The 21,725-nt window shown below is 31.3% G+C and carries 28 protein-coding genes, 1 tRNA gene and 1 riboswitch; of the genes, 26 read left to right on the forward strand and 3 right to left on the reverse strand.

Going from position 1 to position 21,725, the window contains the following annotated elements:
- The first annotated feature begins 114 nt into the window (after positions 1-114).
- The 8 genes from QZ357_RS00090 to bcp all read left to right on the forward strand — a co-directional run bounded on the left by QZ357_RS00090 (position 115) and on the right by bcp (position 5,953).
- The gene (locus tag QZ357_RS00090) at positions 115-870 is read left to right on the forward strand and encodes an SHOCT domain-containing protein (RefSeq protein ID WP_290770508.1); all 756 of its coding nucleotides are present in this window, start codon (positions 115-117) and stop codon (positions 868-870) included.
- 146 nt (positions 871-1,016) lie between these two features.
- On the forward strand, positions 1,017-1,196 hold the full coding sequence (locus QZ357_RS00095; RefSeq protein WP_290770510.1) for a hypothetical protein: 180 nt from the start codon (positions 1,017-1,019) through the stop codon (positions 1,194-1,196).
- Positions 1,197-1,221: 25 nt separating this feature from the next.
- Complete coding sequence (locus QZ357_RS00100) at positions 1,222-1,914, forward strand: GTP pyrophosphokinase family protein (RefSeq protein WP_290770511.1); 693 nt, start codon at positions 1,222-1,224, stop codon at positions 1,912-1,914.
- Positions 1,915-1,992: 78 nt separating this feature from the next.
- Positions 1,993-2,094: riboswitch (TPP riboswitch) on the forward strand.
- A gap of 110 nt (positions 2,095-2,204) precedes the next feature.
- On the forward strand, positions 2,205-3,029 hold the full coding sequence (gene thiM / locus QZ357_RS00105; protein WP_290770512.1) for a hydroxyethylthiazole kinase: 825 nt from the start codon (positions 2,205-2,207) through the stop codon (positions 3,027-3,029).
- Complete coding sequence (thiE, locus tag QZ357_RS00110) at positions 3,016-3,663, forward strand: thiamine phosphate synthase (RefSeq protein ID WP_290770514.1); 648 nt, start codon at positions 3,016-3,018, stop codon at positions 3,661-3,663. The genes thiM and thiE overlap by 14 nt, the downstream gene beginning before the upstream one ends.
- A 1-nt stretch (position 3,664) precedes the next feature.
- A complete protein-coding gene (gene thiD, locus QZ357_RS00115) occupies positions 3,665-4,444 on the forward strand; it encodes a bifunctional hydroxymethylpyrimidine kinase/phosphomethylpyrimidine kinase (protein WP_290770517.1) in 780 nt (259 codons plus the stop codon).
- Between the two features lie 279 nt (positions 4,445-4,723).
- On the forward strand, positions 4,724-5,464 hold the full coding sequence (yaaA, locus tag QZ357_RS00120; RefSeq protein WP_290770519.1) for a peroxide stress protein YaaA: 741 nt from the start codon (positions 4,724-4,726) through the stop codon (positions 5,462-5,464).
- Positions 5,465-5,479: 15 nt separating this feature from the next.
- Positions 5,480-5,953 carry a thioredoxin-dependent thiol peroxidase gene (gene bcp, locus QZ357_RS00125; protein ID WP_290770520.1) on the forward strand — a complete coding sequence of 158 codons (474 nt, stop codon included), beginning with the start codon at positions 5,480-5,482 and terminating at the stop codon, positions 5,951-5,953.
- Here bcp and QZ357_RS00130 read toward each other — a convergent pair.
- On the reverse strand, positions 5,950-6,714 hold the full coding sequence (locus QZ357_RS00130) for a MerR family transcriptional regulator (RefSeq protein WP_290770522.1): 765 nt from the start codon (positions 6,712-6,714) through the stop codon (positions 5,950-5,952). The two genes, bcp and QZ357_RS00130, sit on opposite strands and share 4 nt — an antisense overlap.
- Positions 6,715-6,822: 108 nt before the next feature.
- Between QZ357_RS00130 and QZ357_RS00135 the strand changes: the two genes are divergently transcribed.
- The 4 genes from QZ357_RS00135 to QZ357_RS00150 all read left to right on the forward strand — a co-directional run bounded on the left by QZ357_RS00135 (position 6,823) and on the right by QZ357_RS00150 (position 10,202).
- Positions 6,823-8,160, forward strand: coding sequence for an MATE family efflux transporter (locus QZ357_RS00135; protein ID WP_290770524.1), 1,338 nt, complete (start codon positions 6,823-6,825; stop codon positions 8,158-8,160).
- Positions 8,161-8,365: 205 nt separating this feature from the next.
- A tRNA-Asn gene (locus QZ357_RS00140) sits at positions 8,366-8,441 on the forward strand.
- Between the two features lie 234 nt (positions 8,442-8,675).
- The gene (locus QZ357_RS00145) at positions 8,676-9,380 is read left to right on the forward strand and encodes an ion transporter (RefSeq protein ID WP_290770525.1); all 705 of its coding nucleotides are present in this window, start codon (positions 8,676-8,678) and stop codon (positions 9,378-9,380) included.
- 90 nt (positions 9,381-9,470) lie between these two features.
- Positions 9,471-10,202 (forward strand): GntR family transcriptional regulator, encoded by a 732-nt coding sequence (locus QZ357_RS00150; RefSeq protein ID WP_290770527.1) that lies wholly within the window; start codon positions 9,471-9,473, stop codon positions 10,200-10,202.
- Positions 10,203-10,244: 42 nt separating this feature from the next.
- Here QZ357_RS00150 and QZ357_RS00155 read toward each other — a convergent pair whose 3' ends face one another.
- Positions 10,245-10,919, reverse strand: coding sequence for an MBL fold metallo-hydrolase (locus QZ357_RS00155; protein WP_290770529.1), 675 nt, complete (start codon positions 10,917-10,919; stop codon positions 10,245-10,247).
- 114 nt (positions 10,920-11,033) lie between these two features.
- Between QZ357_RS00155 and QZ357_RS00160 the strand changes: the two genes are divergently transcribed.
- The 13 genes from QZ357_RS00160 (at position 11,034) to spoVAE (ending at position 20,527) form a co-directional block, all read left to right on the forward strand.
- Positions 11,034-11,303 carry an ACT domain-containing protein gene (locus tag QZ357_RS00160; RefSeq protein ID WP_290770530.1) on the forward strand — a complete coding sequence of 90 codons (270 nt, stop codon included), beginning with the start codon at positions 11,034-11,036 and terminating at the stop codon, positions 11,301-11,303.
- Between the two features lie 11 nt (positions 11,304-11,314).
- Positions 11,315-12,670 carry a PFL family protein gene (locus tag QZ357_RS00165; protein ID WP_290770532.1) on the forward strand — a complete coding sequence of 452 codons (1,356 nt, stop codon included), beginning with the start codon at positions 11,315-11,317 and terminating at the stop codon, positions 12,668-12,670.
- A gap of 14 nt (positions 12,671-12,684) precedes the next feature.
- Positions 12,685-13,746, forward strand: coding sequence for an alanine/ornithine racemase family PLP-dependent enzyme (locus QZ357_RS00170; RefSeq protein ID WP_290770533.1), 1,062 nt, complete (start codon positions 12,685-12,687; stop codon positions 13,744-13,746).
- Positions 13,747-14,916: a cysteine desulfurase family protein gene (locus tag QZ357_RS00175; RefSeq protein ID WP_290770535.1), complete on the forward strand. Its 1,170-nt coding sequence runs from the start codon at positions 13,747-13,749 to the stop codon at positions 14,914-14,916.
- A gap of 7 nt (positions 14,917-14,923) precedes the next feature.
- The gene (gene thiI / locus QZ357_RS00180) at positions 14,924-16,078 is read left to right on the forward strand and encodes a tRNA uracil 4-sulfurtransferase ThiI (protein WP_290770536.1); all 1,155 of its coding nucleotides are present in this window, start codon (positions 14,924-14,926) and stop codon (positions 16,076-16,078) included.
- A gap of 91 nt (positions 16,079-16,169) precedes the next feature.
- A complete protein-coding gene (locus tag QZ357_RS00185; protein WP_290770538.1) occupies positions 16,170-16,655 on the forward strand; it encodes a MerR family transcriptional regulator in 486 nt (161 codons plus the stop codon).
- A gap of 79 nt (positions 16,656-16,734) precedes the next feature.
- Positions 16,735-16,908 carry an alpha/beta-type small acid-soluble spore protein gene (locus QZ357_RS00190; protein ID WP_290770539.1) on the forward strand — a complete coding sequence of 58 codons (174 nt, stop codon included), beginning with the start codon at positions 16,735-16,737 and terminating at the stop codon, positions 16,906-16,908.
- A 181-nt stretch (positions 16,909-17,089) separates the two neighbouring features.
- Positions 17,090-17,434, forward strand: coding sequence for an anti-sigma factor antagonist (locus QZ357_RS00195; protein WP_290770541.1), 345 nt, complete (start codon positions 17,090-17,092; stop codon positions 17,432-17,434).
- A complete protein-coding gene (gene spoIIAB, locus QZ357_RS00200; protein WP_290770543.1) occupies positions 17,421-17,885 on the forward strand; it encodes an anti-sigma F factor in 465 nt (154 codons plus the stop codon). Before QZ357_RS00195 ends, spoIIAB begins: the two co-directional genes overlap by 14 nt.
- Positions 17,878-18,630, forward strand: coding sequence for a sigma-70 family RNA polymerase sigma factor (locus QZ357_RS00205; RefSeq protein WP_290770545.1), 753 nt, complete (start codon positions 17,878-17,880; stop codon positions 18,628-18,630). Before spoIIAB ends, QZ357_RS00205 begins: the two co-directional genes overlap by 8 nt.
- A gap of 64 nt (positions 18,631-18,694) precedes the next feature.
- Complete coding sequence (spoVAC, locus tag QZ357_RS00210; RefSeq protein WP_290770547.1) at positions 18,695-19,141, forward strand: stage V sporulation protein AC; 447 nt, start codon at positions 18,695-18,697, stop codon at positions 19,139-19,141.
- 2 nt (positions 19,142-19,143) lie between these two features.
- Positions 19,144-20,160 (forward strand): stage V sporulation protein AD, encoded by a 1,017-nt coding sequence (gene spoVAD / locus QZ357_RS00215; protein ID WP_290770549.1) that lies wholly within the window; start codon positions 19,144-19,146, stop codon positions 20,158-20,160.
- Positions 20,161-20,170: 10 nt separating this feature from the next.
- Complete coding sequence (spoVAE, locus tag QZ357_RS00220) at positions 20,171-20,527, forward strand: stage V sporulation protein AE (RefSeq protein ID WP_290770550.1); 357 nt, start codon at positions 20,171-20,173, stop codon at positions 20,525-20,527.
- A 27-nt stretch (positions 20,528-20,554) separates the two neighbouring features.
- Here the strand turns inward: spoVAE and lexA are convergent, their stop codons facing one another.
- Entirely contained in the window at positions 20,555-21,196 is a 642-nt protein-coding gene (gene lexA, locus QZ357_RS00225; protein ID WP_290770552.1) for a transcriptional repressor LexA, read from the reverse strand.
- A 173-nt stretch (positions 21,197-21,369) separates the two neighbouring features.
- On the opposite strand from lexA, the gene QZ357_RS00230 reads away from it, so the two are divergent.
- Positions 21,370-21,708 carry a LysM peptidoglycan-binding domain-containing protein gene (locus tag QZ357_RS00230; protein WP_138268971.1) on the forward strand — a complete coding sequence of 113 codons (339 nt, stop codon included), beginning with the start codon at positions 21,370-21,372 and terminating at the stop codon, positions 21,706-21,708.
- Positions 21,709-21,725: the final 17 nt, after the last annotated feature.

Genomic DNA, 21,725 nt, shown 5'->3' on the forward strand with positions numbered 1-21,725 from the left:
AAATATATTGTAATATAAAACATTATACCATGAGAGTTACAAAAAGTATAGATTAATGGGGATACAATAAATAGGACCACATATATAGTATTTTAATAAAACAGGAGGAAGATTATGAAGGAAAAATTAAAAAAAACAATGAATGACTTAACTCAAAATGTAAAAGATGGAATAAAAAAAGAACTATCTATTGATGAACAATCTATAGCTGAAAAAAATAATCCTAATATAAAAACTTATGGAGTTATAACCATAGACGAAGAAAATAATCGTTTTAAAATTAAAGGAGCAGTAAAAGGAAAAATAGCTGACACTAAAGGGAAAAAAGTTTTAAAAGCTACTGTGGCTTTAGCTACCGGCGGTACCTCATTACTTATACCTGATGGAAAAACAAAAGTTGGAACTGATATTTGGTATGATTTTGCAGATTTATTAACATATGAATTAATTGAGGACAATGGCGTTGTAAGTTCCGGAGGAGTTGCCAGTGCTGTTATCGGAGGTTTAGCCTTTGGTGGAGATGGTGCTATTATAGGTGGATTGACAGGTAAAAAAAAGTCTAAAAAAATGGTGGAAAATATTATTGTCAGAATAACTTTAAATGATAATGATAATCCTATGGTATTAGTTCCATTTATAAAAAAACCAGTAAAAACAAAAAGTTCTGATTATAGAAAAGCATTAGAAGATTCAAGGGCATTAATTTCAAGATTAGAAATTATAGCAAAAAAAGTTGATAATGAACCCAATATACAACAATCAAATAATAATCAATTAGAGCAATTAAAACAATTAAAAGAACTGTTGGATATGGGGGCAATTACGGAAGAAGAATTTGAAGCAAAGAAAAAAGATTTGCTTGGATTATAAAAAGAGAGAGTGATCTCTCTTTTTTTGTAAATTTTATCTTTATATTACAAATAAATGTATTTTTAATTAAAAAGATTAAGAATCTATTAAATTTATTCAATAGATTGTAAAACTGTGTTAAAATACATAGATGTAAGGAGATATATATGGAAAAAGTTTGTCCAAAATGTAAAAGCAGAAATATCGAAGAAATGATGTACGGACTGATGTATTTTGAGGCATGTGAAGACAGAGGCTTAAGTGAAAGTTTTTACGGAGGGTGCTGTGAGGATGATAAAACAAGACCCGACTACATTTGTCTTAACTGCGGATATGAATGGAAATAAACTTACATATTAAAAGGAATTTACAATGAATATGGAAAAAGATCTCAACAGGACATTTATAAGTACGGTAAATGTTCCGAGTGATACAAAAAATTATTTTCTGGAGCAATCCGGAGAATATAAAGAAGCCATGATGATGTACAGCTGTGCAATTAAAGAGGTAAAAACCAAACTTGAAGTTTTAAACGAAGAATTGGCTATAAAGCGTATTAACAGTCCTATAGAGTTTATAAAATCAAGATTGAAAAAACCTGAGAGTATAGCTAAGAAGCTTGAAAAAGAAGGGTATGAAGTATCAATTCAGTCTGCGATGGATCACTTAAACGATATAGCAGGGATAAGAATAGTATGTTCTTTTATAGATGATATTTATGCTCTTGCGAAGATGGTTGCCAAACAGGATGACATAACCGTTATAAAAGTTAAAGACTATATAAAAGAACCGAAAGAGAACGGATACAGAAGTTATCATATGATAGTTGAGATTCCTGTGTTTTTTTCTGACAGAAAACAAAATCTAAGGGTTGAAATTCAAATAAGAACAATTGCAATGGACTTTTGGGCAAGTTTGGAACATCAACTTAAATACAAGAAAAATGTTGTCGATGAGGAAAAAATAATGAGTGAATTAAAGGAATGTGCAACGTTGATTTCTTATACTGATGTAAAAATGCAGGAAATCAAAGAAAAAATACATTCAAAAGATGAAGAGTTATAAGATGTTTAAATACATTTTTTTAATAATATTTATTATATTGACATAAAATTTAAGTTATGATAGCATAAAGATACAATATAATATATTCGGGGGAGCTTTTTGCTGAGAGGAAATACAATATTTCGACCCTTTAACCTGATTTGGGTAATGCCAACGTAGGAACTGAAGTAATTTAAGTATATTAACGAGAATCCAAATAGGTTCTCGTTTTTTTATTAATATAAAAAAATATTTGACAAATTTATTAAGTTTGGTATTTATTATATGATTAATTATAGGAGGATTAAATAATGTTAAAAGACATGCTTAAAAACGTACGGGAACAGGCACCTTTGATTCATAATATAACAAATTACGTTACCGTTAATGATTGTGCAAATATACTATTGGCTTTGGGAGCTTCTCCAATAATGTCGGATGACAAGGAAGAGGTGGAAGAGATTACAAGTATTTGTTCCGGTCTTAATATTAACATCGGTACATTAAATCAAAATACAATTCCTTCGATGTTTTTGGCAGGAAAAAGAGCAAATGAACTTTCTCATCCTGTTATCCTTGATCCGGTAGGGGTAGGGGCTTCAAAGCTTCGAACAGATACCGCAAAGGAATTATTGAAAAACATCAATTTCACGGCCGTAAAAGGTAATATTTCAGAGATAAAGACTTTGGCTATCGGCAAAGGAACAACAAAAGGTGTTGATGCAGATATCAGTGATAAAGTGGATGAAACAAATTTAAATGAAGTTATCGATTTTCTAGAAGATTTTTCGAGGGAAATTGAAGCAATAGTAATTGTCACAGGTCAGATAGATATAGTAACAGATGGTAAAAAAAGTTATATCATAAGAAACGGACACAGTGTGATGTCATCCATTACGGGTACCGGGTGTATGCTTTCGGCAATCACTTGTGCTTATTTGGCTGCAAATAAAGATAATATGCTGGAAGCTTGTCTTGCAAGTGTTTGTACTATGGGATATGCAGGGCAGATGGCGTATAAAAAGATGAAAGAAACAGGAGGAGGCAATGCTTCCTTTAGGAATTATCTTATAGATTGTATTTTTAATTTGAATTCTACGGAACTTGAAAAAGGAGCCAAATATGAATGTAGATAAAAATGATATGCTTTTGTATGCGGTTACGGACAGAGCATGGAGTGATGAAGAAAGTTTGTATGAACAGGTGAAAAAAGCCATAAAAGGCGGGATTACTTTTTTACAATTAAGGGAAAAAGATTTGAATGATGAAGACTTTTTTAAAGAAGCCGTAGAAATAAAAAAGCTGGCAAAGGAAAATAACATTCCTTTTATAATAAACGATAACGTAGATATAATGCTAAAAGCGGATGCTGACGGAGTTCATGTGGGTCAAAGTGATATGAAAGCCGAAAATGTAAGAGAGTTAATAGGAAAAGATAAAATACTCGGTGTTTCTGTACATAATTTGGAAGAAGCAAAGCTTGCAGAAGAAAAGGGCGCGGATTATTTGGGGATAGGTGCGGTTTTTTCTACATCTACAAAACTTGACGCAAATGATGTTTCTTTTGAAACGTTAAAAGAAATTTGTGATAATGTAAGCATTCCGACGGTTGCAATCGGAGGAATAAATAAAGGTAATATACTAAAATTAAAAAACAGCGGAGTAGACGGAGCTGCTGTGGTATCTGCCATATTTGCGAGTAAAAATATAGAGAAAGATACAAAGGAGCTTCTCAATTTATCCAAAGAAATGGTAAAGGGAGATTATTGATATGAAAAAAGTTTTAACTATTGCGGGCTCTGACTCCAGCGGAGGCGCCGGCATTCAGGCTGATATAAAAACAATAACAGCGCATAAATTATATGCAATGAGTGCTATAACAGCTCTTACCGCACAAAACACAACCGGTGTATACGGAGTTATGGATGCATCAGGTGATTTTGTAAAAAAACAGCTGGACTGTATATTTACAGATATAGTACCCGATGCAGTTAAAATAGGTATGGTTTCAAGCCTTGATATAATTGATGCAATTGCAAGCAAACTTAAAGAGTACAAAGCTTCAAATATTGTTGTAGATCCTGTTATGGTTTCAACAAGCGGAAGCAGTCTTATAAGCGATGAAGCAAAAGATGCATTGACAGAAAAATTATTGCCACTGGGAAGTATTATAACGCCGAATATTCCGGAAGCGGAAGTACTATCTGGTGTGAAAATAACTGACGAAGATTCTATGATAACTGCCGCAAAAACAATATCATATAAAATACCTGGAGCAGTACTTATCAAAGGAGGTCATTATGATGACAATGCAAATGATTTGCTTTATGACAATGATGATATCTTTTGGTTTAAAGGAGAGAGAATAGATACAAATAATACTCACGGAACCGGATGTACTCTTTCGTCTGCCATAGCCTGCAATCTTGCCATGGGTTTTTCAAAAGCCGAAAGCATAAAAAATGCAAAAGATTATATTACCGGAGCGTTAAAAGACGGACTCGATTTTGGAAAGGGATGCGGACCTTTGAATCATATGTATGATTTGTAAAATATATTTTGATTTGTAAGAGGAGAAATCCTCTTTTTTTAATATTTGACTCAACAATATGGTGTAAAATAATAGTAAAATTTTTTATTTTATGTTTTTTTGTATATGTATTTGACAAAGAAAATGTTAATATAGGTTAAAAGTAACTTCATAATATAACCGTAATCAGAATTACTCTTTAAAATACACAGAAACTACAGATAATTAACCGTTATTTTAAAGTGAGATTTTATAAAAAATATGTTGTTTACTTTGCTACAAAATTTTGAGGTTTGTAAATTGAAAGTAATAATATCACCGGCAAAAAAAATGAGAGTTGTTTTTGATGAGAATAAAACTCTTTCTGTTCCCGTTTTTTATAAGGAAGCAGAATTCTTGGCAAAGAAAATAAAGAAACTATCTTTGGATGAAATAGAAACCATAATGAAAGTTAATCCTAAAATAGCAATGGATACTTTTATATATTATAACGATTTTTTTGATTTTAAGCATGAAATACCTGCAATTCTTTCTTACTGCGGTCTTCAGTATACTCATATAAAAGCGGAAGAATTCAAAGACTCCGATTTTTCTTTTATTAATGACACAGTGAGAATTTTAAGCGGGCTTTACGGAATTTTAAAACCTTATGACGGCATTTGTCCTTACAGGCTTGAAATGCAGTGTAAACTTGATATTAACGGTAAAAATTTATATAAATATTGGTCAGATAAGATATATAAAGAACTTTATAAAGAGGACGATATTGTTATAAATTTAGCGTCTAATGAATATGCAAAAGTAATAAAACCTTATTTAAAAGATAAAAATAAATTTATAACCGTTGATTTTAAAACAGTTCGTAAGGGAAAAATCAGAACTATCGCAACCGAGGCAAAAGCACTGAGAGGAGAAATGGTTAAGTATATTGTAAAAAACAATATAGATAAAGCACAGGATTTAAAGGATTTTGTATATGAAGGATATAAATATATAAAAGAAAATTCATATGATAATAATTTTATATTTATGAAAGTATAAGGAGGAAAAGAAAATATGTTGGAAACAGGAGTAAAAGCACCGGATTTTAATTTAAAAGATAAAGACGGAAACACGGTTTCTTTGGAAGATTTTAAAGGAAAGAAGGTAGTATTGTATTTTTATCCGAGAGATAATACACCGGGATGTACAAAGCAAGCATGCAATTTTAGGGATAATTATGATAAATACAAAGAAAATGATATTGTGGTAATTGGCATAAGCAAGGACAGTGAAAAGTCACACAGTAATTTTATAAATAAGCACGATTTGCCTTTTATTTTATTATCTGATCCTGATCTTGAAGCCATAAAAGCCTATGATGTATGGAAAGAAAAAAATATGTACGGAAAGAAGAGCATGGGAGTGGTAAGAACCACATATGTTATCGATGAATCGAGCAATATCGAAAAAGCTTACGGAAAAGTAAAAGCGGCTACGAATGCGGAAGATGTTCTTGTGGATTTAGGAATATTTGAAAAAGGACTTTAAATGTCCTTTTTCTTTTCTATTTCCATGTAAGCTTCGTAATAATCATATTTTCCTTTTTCGTAATCCGTTAAAAGATATCTGGCTATTGTTTTCCCGGTATCAAAACCCATCTTATTTAATTCATTTTGGTGTTTTTTGATATCTGTTGTTAATTTATAATAGTCTTGTTTTAAAAGAAATCTTGCATATTGTTTTTTTCCGTCACCGTCGTTTTCCCATAATACGGTGTCTTTTTCTTTTATGCTTTTTGTTATAAATCCGTAATTAAAATTTTTAGAGTTGTTATCTATAAAATATACAAAGTGTCCAGGATGAGATGTATATTTTTCCAGTATTTCCTTATTGGTAAACTCAAATTCCACAACATAATTTACATTTTCTATTTTATTCTTTATTTGATAGGGACTGTTCTTGATTTCGTTAAAAATATCAATTTGCTCCAGCCTATCATCGATCATGCGTATTGTTTCTTTTAAATTTTTTATTTCTTTTTGAATGTTTTTTTTATTGTTTCTAAATACATTTCCTATTTCATATAGATTTTGGGTTTCTATTTTTTTTAGTTCCTTTATGGAAATGTTTAATTTTCTGTAAAAAAATATATCTAAAATTTCAAATATCGAAGAAACCGAAAATTCTCTGTATTCATTAACGGCATTTCTTTTCAGATTGATTATCCCTTCTTTTTCCCAGTATCTGAGTGTCGATTTGGGGATGTTAAGTATCTTTGATATTGTTCCTATATTGTAAGTTTCTTTCATTTTTTCACCTCTTTTATTATTATATTAAAATTACCCTTGACATTCAAGTTACTTTAAGGTTTATAATGTAAAAGGTATTAAGATAGCATTAAGATAAAGGAGGATAAAATGAATAACAGTATAGCGAAGGAATTTAACCTTAAATCCCTTATAAAATTCAGTATACCGACAATAGTAATGATGTTGTTTATGGCTTTATATACAATTGTAGACGGAGTTTTTGTCTCAAGGATAGTTGGAATAAACGGACTTAGTGCGATAAATATAATAGAACCTCTTTTGAATCTTTTCTTTGGGGTTGGCATAATGTTCGGTACAGGCGGGAGTGCGATTATAGGTAAAAAAATCGGAGAGAAAAAAGATGCTGAAGCAAACGGTGATTTGTCTTTGATTGTTTTGGCTGTCTTTTGCATAAGCATCGTAATGGGAATATTATCTTTATTGTTTTTGGATAACATAATATATTTTCTCGGTGCAAATAATGTACTCTTTGAATATTGTTTTGATTATTTGAAGATATATCTGCTTTTCGTTCCTTTTTTAATGTTTCAGCTGGTATTCAGCAGTTTGTTTGTTACTGCAGGGAAGCCTACCCTTGGATTATTTTTTACCATACTTGCGGGAATCAGTAATATATTTTTGGATTATTTGTTTATGGTTCCGATGGATATGGGTATATCAGGAGCAGCTTTGGGAACTATAATAGGATATTCGATACCGTCTTGTGCGGGACTGATATTTTTTATCGTAAATAAAAAAGGACTGCATTTTTCTGCGATAGACAAAAACCCTTCGGTTCTTATCAATTGTATGACAAACGGAGCTTCTGAAATGGTAGGGCATATTTCAATGTGCATAACCAACTGGATGTTTAATGTATCGCTGATGAAACTTATCGGTGAACAGGGAGTTGCGGCGATTTCGTTGCTATTATATGCTCAGTTTTTGTTTAACTCAATGTATATGGGTTTTTCAAGTGGTGTTGCCCCTGTTATAAGTTATAATTACGGGAGTAATAACGATACTCAGCTTCAAGTTGTGTTTAAGAACAGTTTAAAGATTATTGCCGTTTCTACGGTAAGTATATTTTTGCTTTCTTTGGTATTTGCAAAAGATGTTGTTACAATCTTTATTCCTGTAACTCACGAAGCCCATTCATTGGCATTAAGGGCATATTTGTTGTTCTCAGTTACATTTTTGTTTTCAGGCTTTAATATATTTGCTTCATCGATGTTTACGGCACTGTCAAACGGTAAGATATCAGCTCTTATTTCTTTTATGAGAACTTTTGTTTTTATAGCCGGAGCAATATTGATTTTACCTTTGTTTATGGGGACTGACGGATTGTGGATAGCAATACCCACTGCCGAAATATTAGCACTTGTAATATCTTTTGTGTGTATAGTAAAACAAAAAGACAAATATAATTATATAGGTGAAAATTAATTTAAAAGGTTAAACATTGTTTTAACCTTTTTTAGAGTTTAAATTATTTTTTTAATCAATGTATTTTTTTATGAATTTCAGGAAATAATTGATTATAAAGTTGAGATTTTGGTGTCAAAAATTTTAATTGGAAAATTTTGAAAAAAAATAAAAAAATGGTTGACATATTATAAATCTCATGTATAATAGATAAAGTAATAAGCGTTCCTCAGTAGCTCAATCGGTGGAGCAGTCGGCTGTTAACCGAAAGGTCGTAGGTTCAAGTCCTACCTGGGGAGCCATTTTTTTATCTAAAATAACTGTTAAAATATAAGAAACTCCTTATGGAGTTTTTTTATTTTTGGTTGAATTGTAAATCTTATATATTGTAATTAAATATATCTTTTTATCAAATCTCATCGCTTTTATGGGAAGTATACATAAATAAATTAAATTATTATTTTAGGGTACAAACTTGTATCACTTAACAAATAATGACAAATAATAAAAGTATTAAACCAAAAGGGGATAGAAGCTTGAGAAAAAGAATTTTTGAGATAATAGATATACCTGAAGAAAATGATCATTTAAGCAGAATATACGATATTTTTATTTTGAGCGTCATTATAATAAGCATTATTCCTCTTTGTTTTAAGAGAAGTAATATTATTTTTTATATAATTGATTTTGTAACATGTATTATATTTCTTGTGGATTATGTGTTTAGACTTATAACTGCAGATTATAAACTTCGTTTGGGTAAGTCATCTTTTTTTATTTATCCTTTTACTCCTTTTATGATTATAGATTTTATATCCATTATCCCTATAATAACTTTATTTAACAATTCCTTTGCCTTATTTAGATTGATTAGAATATTTAAGACATTTCGTTTGTTTAAAAGTTTACGATACTCAAAAAATTTTGATATTATAATAAGGGCTATAAAAAAAGAAAGAGAAATTTTGACATCGATACTGTTAATAGCATTGGGCTATACTTTGATTTCATCTCTTATAATGTTTAATGTGGAACCCGGAAATTTTAATAATTTTTTTGATGCTTTCTACTGGGCAACATCGGCTCTTACAACCGTTGGATACGGAGATATATATCCCATTACCCAGGCTGGGAAAATAGTAAGTATAGTATCTTCGTTTTTCGGTATAGCGATTATTGCTCTTCCTTCAGGCATTATAACGGCATCATTTATAAGCGAAGTGATGGATAAGAAAAATTGATTTATGTATATTAAGTATAAAATTTTGCATTGATTTTATTTTTGTGTTAATATTCTAATATAACGGAAAACGTTCGGAAAGGTTATATTTATGAATGGTATAAACAGAAATAACCCTAAACCTTTATATCTTCAACTGGAAGAAATAATAAGGGGGAATATCGAAAAAGGACTATGGTTAACGGATACGAAAATCCCTTCGGAAGCAGAGCTTATGGAAGAATACGATTTAAGTCGAATAACAGTAAGAAATGCCTGCAATCAATTGGTTAAAGAAGGTGTTTTGTATAGGGTAGCCGGTAAGGGAACTTTTGTAGCACAACCCAAAATAATGACTTCTTCTCTTGCTTATATGGGCTTTAGAGAGCAGCTTGAAAAGATGGGTTATGAAACGCAAACAAGGCTTTTGGATAAGCAGCTGTTAAAAGCAAGCGTAAACATAGCTTCCAATTTAAATATAAAAGAAGGTGAAAAAGTTATCTTTATTAAAAGACTTCGCTTGGTTGATAACGAACCTTTGAGTCTTCATTATTCTTATCTTCCTTATGAAAAGTTTAAAGACATTTGGCAGTCCGATGAACTTGAAAATAAGCAGCTTTGCGTAATTATAGAAGAAAAGTACAATATCAAACCGTCAAAGGTCCTCGAAACTCTTGAGTCGATGACATCGACGGAAGAAGTGAGTTCAATTTTTGAAACGGAAAAAGGATACCCTTTACTGGTTTTGGAGGATGTGATGTATGATTCTTTTAAAAGTGCATATGAATATTCAAAAGTTGTTTTCAGAGGGGATAAAGTTAAACTTAGATATGAATTTGATTAAAAAAGAACCCGTTAAGGTTCTTTTTATTTTTTGTTATATGCACTACAAATCAAATTTTTGATTTCTCTTATTGATTATGTTTATATTGACATCTTTGTATTTTTTTATTATTTTTTCCAAATCATTTATATACTCGTAATTATCCATAAAATGCATAGGGAAAACATTTTTTGTTTTTATGTTCTTTAAAAAGAAATCAATTGCAAGAATTGAATTTTCTTTAAGCCTTCTGTCTACAGGAATAAAAGCTATATCCAAAGTTCTTCCTTTTAAATATTCTTTTAACTTTAGTATTTCTCTCTTATAATCGTTACCTTCTTTTTCTTTCGTCTCTTCGCTGTCGTTTTCCCAGTACCACCAATTCAAATCTCCGCTGTGAAATATTAATTTTTTATCTGTTTCTATAAGATAACTTACTCCTAAATCGGTTGAAGAAAAAGTTTTTATTTTTATGTCTTCTATATTGATTTCATCATATTCTTTAACGAACATAATATTATCTTTTTTATTCTTTATCTTTATATCGTCGCTTAATATACAAAACCCTTCTTTTAATATAAAGTCATTAAAATGATCATGATGGGAATGAGTTGCAAGGCAAATAATTTTTTTGTTTTTTCTGTTTTCAATTTCTGTTTTGTACATGCTGTCTATTATGAAAATATATTTTTCCGATTCTATGATAAAACCACTGTTATATAAATATCTTACTTTCATAAATTCACCTCCTAAGAATTAAATTATAACAAACACTACTTTTATTATAAAGGCAAATATGGTAATATATTATTTAAGTTTGTAATAAAAAATAGATTAATTTCGGAGGAAAATATGAAGGCAATAATCACCGTAATAGGAAAAGATAAAACAGGTATTATTTATAACGTTTCTAAAGTTTTAAGTGAATGTGAAGTTAATATTGATGATATTTCACAAACAGTAATGCAGGATTATTTTACAATGTTGATGTTGGTAACGATAGACGAGGAAAAAACAACATTCAAACAATTAAAAGCAGAGCTTGACAAAACGGCCGAAAACGTAGGTTTGTCAATAAGAGTTCAAAAAGAAGAAATCTTTGACACAATGCATAAAATTTAAGGAGATTAGCTATGATAATACATAAAGACGTGCTTGATACGATAAAAATGCTTGAAGTTGAAAATCTTGATATAAGAACCACAACTCTCGGTATTTCTTTGCTGGATTGTTTTGACAGAGATTACAAGAAAGCAACAAAAAAAATATATGATAAAATTACATTTATTGCAAAGGACTTGGTCAAGACAGCAGATACTGTTGCTGACGAATACGGAATTCCGATAGTAAACAAACGAATCTCGGTAACCCCGATAGCTTTGGCATGTGCAAATAACGTTGACGAGTGGGTTGAATATGCAAAGGCTCTTGACAATGCGGCAAAAGAAGTCGGTGTTGATATAATTGGCGGATATTCAGCGCTTGTTCAAAAAGGTTGCACCGAAAGTGATGTAAGCTTTCTTGAATCCATTCCATATGCACTTACCGAAACGGACAATATGTGTTCAAGCGTTAATCTCGGAAGTACCAAATCAGGTATAAACTTTAACGCCGTAAAGAAGATGGGACCTCTTATTAAGAAAACCGCATATTTAACTAAAGATAATAATTCATTCGGTTGTGCAAAATTTGTCGTTTTTGCAAATGCCGTTGAAGATAATCCTTTTATGGCAGGAGCTTTTCATGGTGTAGGCGAAGCCGAAAAAGTAATAAACGTCGGAGTAAGCGGACCGGGGGTTGTTAAAACCGCACTTGAGGGAATGAAAGGCGCAAGTGTGGACGAAATAGCCGAAACAATAAAAAGAACTGCTTTTAAAATAACGAGAGCGGGATCTTTGATAGGGCATGAAGTAAGTAAGAGGCTTAATGTTCCTTTCGGAATATTGGATTTATCTTTGGCTCCTACTCCTGCAATAGGAGACAGTGTTGCCGAAATATTGGAAGTAATGGGACTTGAAAGATGCGGTGCACACGGAAGCACAGCGGCTCTCGCAATGCTTACGGATGCCGTTAAAAAAGGCGGTATCATGGCATCAAGTCATGTAGGAGGCTTAAGCGGAGCTTTTATTCCGGTAAGCGAAGATAACAGAATGATTGCTTCTGTTGAAGACGGATGTTTGAAATTTGATAAACTTGAAGCTATGACCAGTGTTTGCTCTGTAGGGCTTGATATGATAGCTATTCCGTGGAGTACTCCGGAAGATACCATTTCGGCAATGATTGCCGATGAAGCGGCAATAGGTGTGATAAACAATAAAACCACCGCCGTAAGGGTTGTACCTGTGTACGGTAAAGAAGTGGGAGATAAAGTAGATTGGGGCGGTTTGTTCGGAAGTGCGCCTATTATGGAAGTGAACAGTTTCAGCAGTGAACAGTTCATCCAAAGAGGGGGAAGAATTCCTGCTCCTGTACATTCATTTAAAAATTAATATAAGGAACAAGTATGAAACCAACATTAAAGATTGATTTAAATAAAATATACGAAAATGCATTAACGGTAAAAAACACTCTTGGTAAATACAACGTTGACGTAACAGCAGTAACAAAGTTACATTCTTGCAACGAAAAAATAGTTAATACTTTAATGGATGCCGGTATAAATAAATTTGCAGATTCGAGAATAGAAAATCTTGAAAACATAAAAGATATGGATACGGAGAAATGGCTTATAAGACTTCCCAGTATATCTCAGGCAGAAGATGTCGTAAAATACAGCGATATATCTTTAAACAGTGAATATGACACAATAAAAGCTTTAAATGAAGCCGCAAAACATCAAAAGAAAAAACACGGCATACTTTTGATGTTTGATGTGGGGGATTTAAGAGAAGGCTATTTTGAGAAAGATGATATTATAAACAATGCAAAAAAAATCAAAAAACTTTCAAATATAGAAATAAAAGGTATTGCAACAAATTTGACTTGTTACGGCGGTGTTTTGCCGGATAAAAAGAATTTAAGCCATTTGGTAAGTATCAACTCCGCACTTGAAAAAGAATTGGATATGAAACTTAATATTGTATCGGGGGGCAACTCTACCAGTTATACGTTATTTAGAGAAAATAATCCGGTGGAAGGAATAACAAATATCCGAGTAGGAGATACCATTTATTTCGGAAGAGACTGTACATACCGCACTCATATAGACGGAATGTATAAAGATGCCTTTACATTAAAGGCTGAAATAATAGAAATAAAAGATAAACCTTCCGTTCCAATAGGAAAAAGAGGTTTTTCGGCTCTTAATTCAAAACCTGAATTTAAAGACGAGGGAATAAGAAAAAGAGCAATTTTGTCTGTCGGTAAACAAGATATAGATCTTGATATGTTTCCTCTAGACGAAAACACAAAAATATTGGGAGGAAGCAGTGACCATTTGATCATTGATATTACGGATAGCAGCAGAAATTATAAAATCGGTGATACGTTTGAGCTTTATATGTATTATACCTCTGTTCTCAGAGCATTTACTTCAAAGTATGTGGTGAAGGAGTTTGTAAGATAAATGAACGATATTTATTTTGACAATGCAGCAACTACAGTTTGTTATGAGGAAGCACAGGAAGAAATAAAAAAATATCTCTTGGAAGAATACGCAAATCCTTCAGCAATACACAAAAAAGGATTTGAAGCCGGCAAGATAATCAAAAAGACAAAAGAGAATCTTCTTGACTTTTTAAATCTTGAACAAAACAGGAGAGTGATTTTTACTTCAGGTGCAACTGAATCCGTTAATCTGGCTTTAAAAGGAACTATAGATAAGTACAAAAACCCACAAAACATAAATATTATTACGAGCAATATTGAACATCCTTGTGTTACAAATGTTTTTAAATATTACAAAGAACAAGGGGTTGAAGTAAATTTTATTCCGGTATATGAAAATGGTGAAATAAATCTAAATAAATTGCTTCAAAGTATAAATAAAAATACAAAAATCATAAGTTTAATATACGTTAACAATGAATTCGGAGTGGTTCAAAACTTAGAAAAAATAATAAAAGAAATAAAAAACAGAAATGAAGATATTCTTGTTCATATAGATGCAACACAAGCCGTTGGGAAAATTGATTTACATTTAAAAGACGCAGATATGATTTCTCTAAGTGCCCATAAATTTCATGGACCGAAAGGTATAGGTGCACTGATTTTAAAAGATAATATAACTCTAGTACCTTTAATTCACGGAGGAGGACAACAAGAAGGTTATAGAAGTGGAACAATAAATACTCCTCTGATAGCGGGATTTAACCGCGCAATAGAAGTAAATAAAGTAAATTTTGAAAATAACAAAAGAAAATACAAAGAATTATATTTATATATGATAAAAAAAATCGATGAGAACATAAAAAATTATCATATAAACACACCTTATGAAAAAGCTGATATTTCTTATCATATTCTGAGTATAAGCTTTGAAAACATAAAGGGTGAAGTTTTGCTCCATATGCTTGAAGAAGATAATATATTTGTTTCGGTTTCAAGTGCGTGTTCTTCAAGAAATACTGGAGTAAACAGTATCTTGAAAGCTATAGATGTTGATGATAGTTTAATTGAAGGAACTATAAGAATAAGCTTCAGCGAGTTTAACACCAAAGAAGAAATAGATTTTTTCGTTAAAAAATTAAAAGAAAATTTAGACAGATTGAATCTTTTAAATAAAATGAGTAGGTAGAAAATATATGAAAAAAATGATAATTGTAAAGTATGGAGAAATAAGTTTAAAAGGTCTTAACAGAAAGTACTTTATAGATTTGCTTGCGAAAAATATACGACTTTCTCTTAGAAAATTCGAAAACATAAAGGTACATACGATACAAAGCAGGATTATCGTAAGCGGATACAAAGAAGAAAATGAAGAAGATATAATAAACAGACTAAAAAAGGTATTCGGAATCGTTTATTTGACCAAGTGCTACGAAGTCGAAAAAGACATGGATAAAATAAAGGAAACAGCACTTAAAATAATGAAAGAAAATGATTATAAAACTTTCAAAGTGGAAACAAAACGAAGCGATAAAAAGTATCCGTTGAAATCGCCTGAAATAAGTAAAGACGTTGGTGCTTACGTGCTTATAAACACAGAACATCTTAAAGTTGACGTTAAAAATCCGGATGCTGTTTTAAAGGTGGAAATCAGAGAAAATGCTTATGTATATGCGGGCGACATTAAATGTAATGCAGGACTTCCCGTAAACAGCAGCGGAGTGGGCGGACTTCTTCTTTCAGGCGGACTCGATTCTCCGGTTGCAGGTTATTTAATGAATAAACGGGGAATGAAAATTGTGGGGCTGCATTTTCACAGTTATCCTTTTACAAGTATGGACGCAAAAGAAAAGGTTAAAGATTTGGCAGAAGTTCTAAGCGACTATAATATGGGAATAACTCTTGTGAATATTAGTCTTACAAAAATACAGGAAGCTATTATTCAAAATTGTGAGGGAGAATACCTTACAGTAATTCTCAGAAGATTTATGATAAAAATATCAAATATGTTAAAAGACAAATTTGGTTTAAAAGCGTTAATTACCGGCGAAAGTTTAGGACAGGTGGCATCGCAGACCATAGAAGGCATATCTTGTACAAATGCATGCTCTTCTCTTCCTATACTCCGTCCTTTAATTGCTTTTGATAAAACGGAAATAGTCGATATATCAAGAAAAATAGGGGCATACGATATTTCAATAAGACCATATGAAGATTGTTGTACTATATTCGTACCTAAACATCCTATAATAAAACCAAAACTTTCACGTGTTTTGGAAGAAGAAGCAAAGCTTGATATTGATGAACTGGTTGAAGAAGCTGTAAATAATATAGAAATTTTAAAATTATAAAAATTAAAACTGAATAAACGACAAAATAAGGCTTATTTTTTAAATTATTTGAAGTAATATATATAAAAACAACAGTTTAAGGAGTAAAGTTTTGAAATATACTATTACACAAGCATCCAATATTTTAAATTGTAAGCCTTATTTACTCAGATTTTATGAAGATGAATTCGAACTGAAAATACCCAGAAGCAGCAACAACAGAAGGTACTATACGACAAAAGAAATAGATATTTTCAGATATATCGAAGCTTTAAAGGGCGAAGGAAAAAAGAATAAAGAAATTAAAGAAACCCTGACAGAAGGCAAAGAAAAAATTATTTTTGAAGAAATAGAAGAAGAAAATCCTGTTAAAGAAGAAAATAATATTACTTGTCTTATTAAAACAATTAACTCTTTAAGGGAGGAAATTGAGAGTTTAAAGCAACAGGATACTTTCAAACAAAGGGATGAACTTATTGCAGAAAATGCGAGACTGAAAATGAAATTAAAAGAGAGAACTTATGAAGTATCAGTGTTGAAAGAAAAATACAATGCGCTGAAACAAGCGAAAAAACGCAGCTTGTTTAGATTCGAATAAATTGGAAAAATGTACCTGTGTATTTTTGTTTAATCCGTCCATAATAGAATTATAACACTTATAAATGGAGGTGAAACAAATGAATAAAGAAGCTAAAAAAGGTTTAGACCAATTTAAGAAACAAGTTGCTAGTGAACTTAGCATTAATCTTCAAGATGGATATAATGGTAACTTAACAAGCAAAGAAGCCGGTTCAATCGGTGGTGAAATGGTTAAAAGAATGGTTGAATCTTACGAAAATTCTATGAAATAAGTAAGATATCATTTGTATGATATAAAAGGAAGCAAAAAATTTTGCTTCCTTTTTTTATTTTTTTTTTTACATATGATTCTCAAGATTAAATTAAACCTGTCATAACTCTAATTTTTTCAAAATTCTACATATCGTTATTGGTAATATAATGTAGGCAAAAATAATATAGAGAGGTTAAATAATGAATTTTGAAATTAATATAGACAATAATATCTTAATTGTTAATATTTCAGGAGATTTGGATGATCATGGAACAATGGAAATACGTGAAAATATAGATTATGCATTATGTAAAAAAGAAATTAAAAATCTGATTTTTGATTTGAGCAATATATCCTTTATGGATTCTGCGGGCATAGGATTGTTTATGGGAAGGTATAAAAAAGTACATAATGACAAGGGAAAATGCGGAATCGTGACAAAAAACAGGCAAATAATAAAAATTCTAAGAATGTCGGGAATACTCTCGATTTTTGATTTATTTAACACTTTGGAGGAAGGAATAGAAAAATATGAAAACAGGTAACAACATAGATAATTATTTAAATGTAAAATTCAAAAGCATATCGGAAAATGAATCTTTGGCAAGGCTTATAATTTCCAGTTTCATACTCCCTTTAAACCCGACAATGGACGAGCTTAACGATATAAAGACCAGTGTTTCCGAAGGGGTTACAAATTCCATAATACACGGATATAACAACGAAAAAAACAATATCATCACATTGGAAGCATTTATAAGAGACAGAGAAGTGACCATAAAAATCATTGATGACGGTGTTGGAATAAAAGATATTCAACGAGCCAAAGAACCTCTTTTTACATCAAAACCTGAACTTGAACGTTCGGGGCTTGGGTTTACTATAATGGAAAGCTTTATGGATGAATTAAATGTATGTTCAGAAGAAGGAAAAGGTACAACTCTGGTTATGACAAAAAAAATTTTAAGTTCTAAGGGTAATACATATAATGAGTAATACCTCTGCTAAAATTGATTATTTTTCAGATGAAATAAAAGAACTCATAATCAAAGCTCAAGACGGAGATAAAAATTCACTGGAAGAGTTGGTAATAATCAATACTCCTCTTATAAATTCTATATTAAAAAGGTATTTGTCTTTTAATATTCCTTATGATGATTTATTTCAAATAGGTGCAATAGGACTTATAAAATCAATAAAAAGATTTAATTTTGAATTTAATACTAAATTTTCCACTTATGCGGTATATGTTATAAACGGTGAATACAAGCGGTATTTCAGAGACGAAGGAATAATAAAAGTAGGAAGAAATTTAAAAAATATATATTTAAAATCAAAAAGTATAAGAGAGGAATATATAAAGAAAAACGGAGCTGAGCCCGATATTGATTATTTAAGTGAAAAAATAGATGTATCAAAAGAAGATTTGATTATGGCTTTGGAAGCGTGCAAGCAACCGGAGTCGTTAAGTAAGGAGATACACCAAAACGATAAATCATCCGTTTTGTTGATGGACAAAATAAAGGACGAAAAAGACAATAATGAAATCATTGTTGAAAAATTGGACTTGAAAAATGCAATTATGAACCTTGAAAAAAGAGACAGACAAATAATCGTTTTGAGATATTTTAAAAACAAAACACAAAAAGAGGTAGCCGATATACTTAAGTTATCTCAAGTACAAGTGTCAAGACTGGAGAAAAAAATAATAAATAATATAAAAAAAACTTTCGAAAATTAATTTTTTGAAAGTTTTTCTATTTTTGGGGAAAAATAATAATAAATTTTTACTTAGGAGTTTATTGATGGAAACGAACAAAGAAAATATAAAGCAATATGAAGAGATTGTAAAAAAAAATAAACCAAAGGCAAATAAGTCTCATTTGATTATGTCCTTTATTGTAGGAGGCATAATATGCATGATAGGTCAATTTGTAAATGACTTCTTTTCATCCAAGGGGTTTTCTATGTTGGAAGCATCAAATATGACATCGATAGTTATGGTATTTATAGGATCTTTTCTTACCGGACTTGGATTATATGACAATATAGGAAAGAAAGCCGGTGCAGGGTCTATAGTTCCGATAACGGGATTTGCAAACAGTATAGTATCCAGTGCCATGGAGTTTCAAAAAGAAGGATATATTTTTGGTATGGCGGCCAATATGTTTAAAATTGCAGGACCGGTCATAGTATTCGGTATAACTTCAAGTTCATTGGTTGGGTTAATATATTTTATTTTAACGAGGTAAACATGAGTAAAAAAATAGGAAAACAAACTTATAAATTTGATGCAAACATAAATATTTCTGATACGAGAGTTATTGTAGGACCTGTTGAAGGAGAAGGTCCTTTAAAAAGCTATTTTCATGAAATAATGAAAGACGATTTGCTTGGAGAGAATTCTTTTGAAAAAGCGGAACACATGATGTGTCTTAACAACATACTTTCTTTAATAGACAGTAATAATCTTCAAAGGGAAGAGGTGGATCTTTATATCGGCGGAGATTTGTTAAATCAAATCATCACAACAAATTTAACCGCCAGAGATTTGAAAATTCCTTACTGGGGTATATACAATGCATGTTCTACCTTTGTAGAAGCCATTCAGATAGCCTCTGTAATGCTTGACGGTGATTTCATAAATAAAGGAATAATAAGTGCTACAAGTCACTTCTCCACCGCAGAAAGACAGTACAGGTTTCCTTTGGAACTTGGTACCCAATCTCCTCCCAGTGCACAACGAACAGTTACGGGAAGCTGCGCTTTATTAATGGAAAAGGAGAGTTGTAAGAGTCCTTGTGTAACACATATGACAGTAGGAAAAGTGATGGATTTCGGACAGAGTGACCCAAATGATATGGGAAGTGCAATGGCTATAGCGGCATGTGACACAATAATGACTCATTTTGAGGATACCGATCAGAGCATAGATGATTATGATTTGGTTGTAACGGGAGACTTAGGTGATGTTGGTTATAAAATAACAAAAGACTTTTTAAAAGAAAAGGGAATAAATATAGAAAATAAATATAAGGACTGCGGACTTTTGATTTACGACATAGTAAATCAGGATGTTATGTGCGGAGGAAGCGGTGTCGGATGCAGTGCAAGCGTATTTGGAAGTTATTTATTCGATAAATTAAAGAAAAAAGAAGTAAATAAGATTTTACTTGTCGCTACGGGTGCATTGTTAAGTCCTGTATCAACCGGGCAAAAAGAAAATATTCCATGTATAGCACATGCCGTAACCATAGAAAATTTGATTTAAGGAGACAAAAATGGATTACTTATATGTTTTTATAACCGGCGGGATATTGTGCCTTATAGCTCAAATTATAATGGATAACACAAAGCTTGTATCCGGGCAGATTTTGGTAATATATATCGTTGCCGGAGTTATATTGACGGCACTTGGATTATATGAGCCAATAGTCAGATTTGGAGGGGCAGGTGCCACAGTTCCTCTTACGGGTTTTGGTTACAGCCTCGTAAAAGGTACCGTGTATGCCGTAAGTCAAGACGGGTTGTTGGGAGTTCTGACAGGACCTCTTACTGCCACTGCAGGAGGAATTACGGCGGCTATTGTATTCGGATATATATTTGCCGTTATATTTTCACCAAAAACAAAAAAATAAAGAGAAGAAAATTTCTTCTCTTTTTTATTACATCATTCTTATAACTCCTATTACTTTTCCGACAATTTTACAATCCGTTGAATATATGGGATCATAAGCCGGATTTTCGGGTTGAAGCCTTATTCTGTTTTTTTCTTTGAAAAAAGTTTTTACAGTTGCTTCATCTTCAATCAAAGCAACCACCAAATCATGATCATTTGCGGTATCTTGTTTCTTTACTATAACCATATCACCGTCTAAGATACCCGCACTTATCATACTGTCACCTTTTACATTCAGCATAAAACATTCGTTTTTTCCTATAAATGCACTTGGAAGGGGATATGTGTCCTCAACATTTTCTTCCGCAAGTATCGGTGTACCCGCAGCAACGTTGCCTATGATTGGTACATTTATTATATCGTCGACTATACTGACTTCGTCTATTTTCTCTTCATTGTTTTGATACGGTGAAAACCCTATTACTTCAATGGCTCTTTGTTTTGATATACCTCTTTTTATGTATCCTTTTTTTTCAAGATTGTTTAATTGGTTATGAACCGATGAGGTTGATGTTAAACCTACATTTGAGCCTATCTCCCTTACTGATGGAGGATATCCCTTATCTTTTAACTCCGCTTTTATAAAATCCAATATTTTTATTTGTATTTTTGTTAAATCATTGTACATAACATAAACCTCCTATAAGTATATTATACATAAATTCATGCCCTTGTCAAACTTATGTTCTATATTTTTCAAAAATTTGTTCTAAAAATATTGACAAATAGAACAACTGTTTGGTATAATACGACCATAGAAAACGAACAAAAGTTCTTTTATATTAATAGGGGGACAAAAAAATGAATCAAAGAAATAATTTAAACAAACAAAGAAGAATGAGAATGATAAGAAGAAGAAAAGCAAGATTAAGAAAAAGAATCATTTGTACTGTTATGATTATGTTTATAATTGCTATGATTCCTTCTTTTATGAATAATATTAAAGCTAAAAACTTATATGACGTACATTATAAAGTTTATACCGTTCAAGCAGACGATACTATATGGGATATAGCACAAAACATTACTGATGAAAAAACAGATGTAAGAGAAACTATATATAATATTGAGAAATTAAATAATTTTGATAAAGGATATTCTTTAAATGTCGGACAGACAATTAAACTTCCAACTTATTAATTTTATTTTTTTAACAT

The organism is Anaerofustis sp. (assembly GCF_019420015.1).
Taxonomy (GTDB): domain Bacteria; phylum Bacillota; class Clostridia; order Eubacteriales; family Anaerofustaceae; genus Anaerofustis.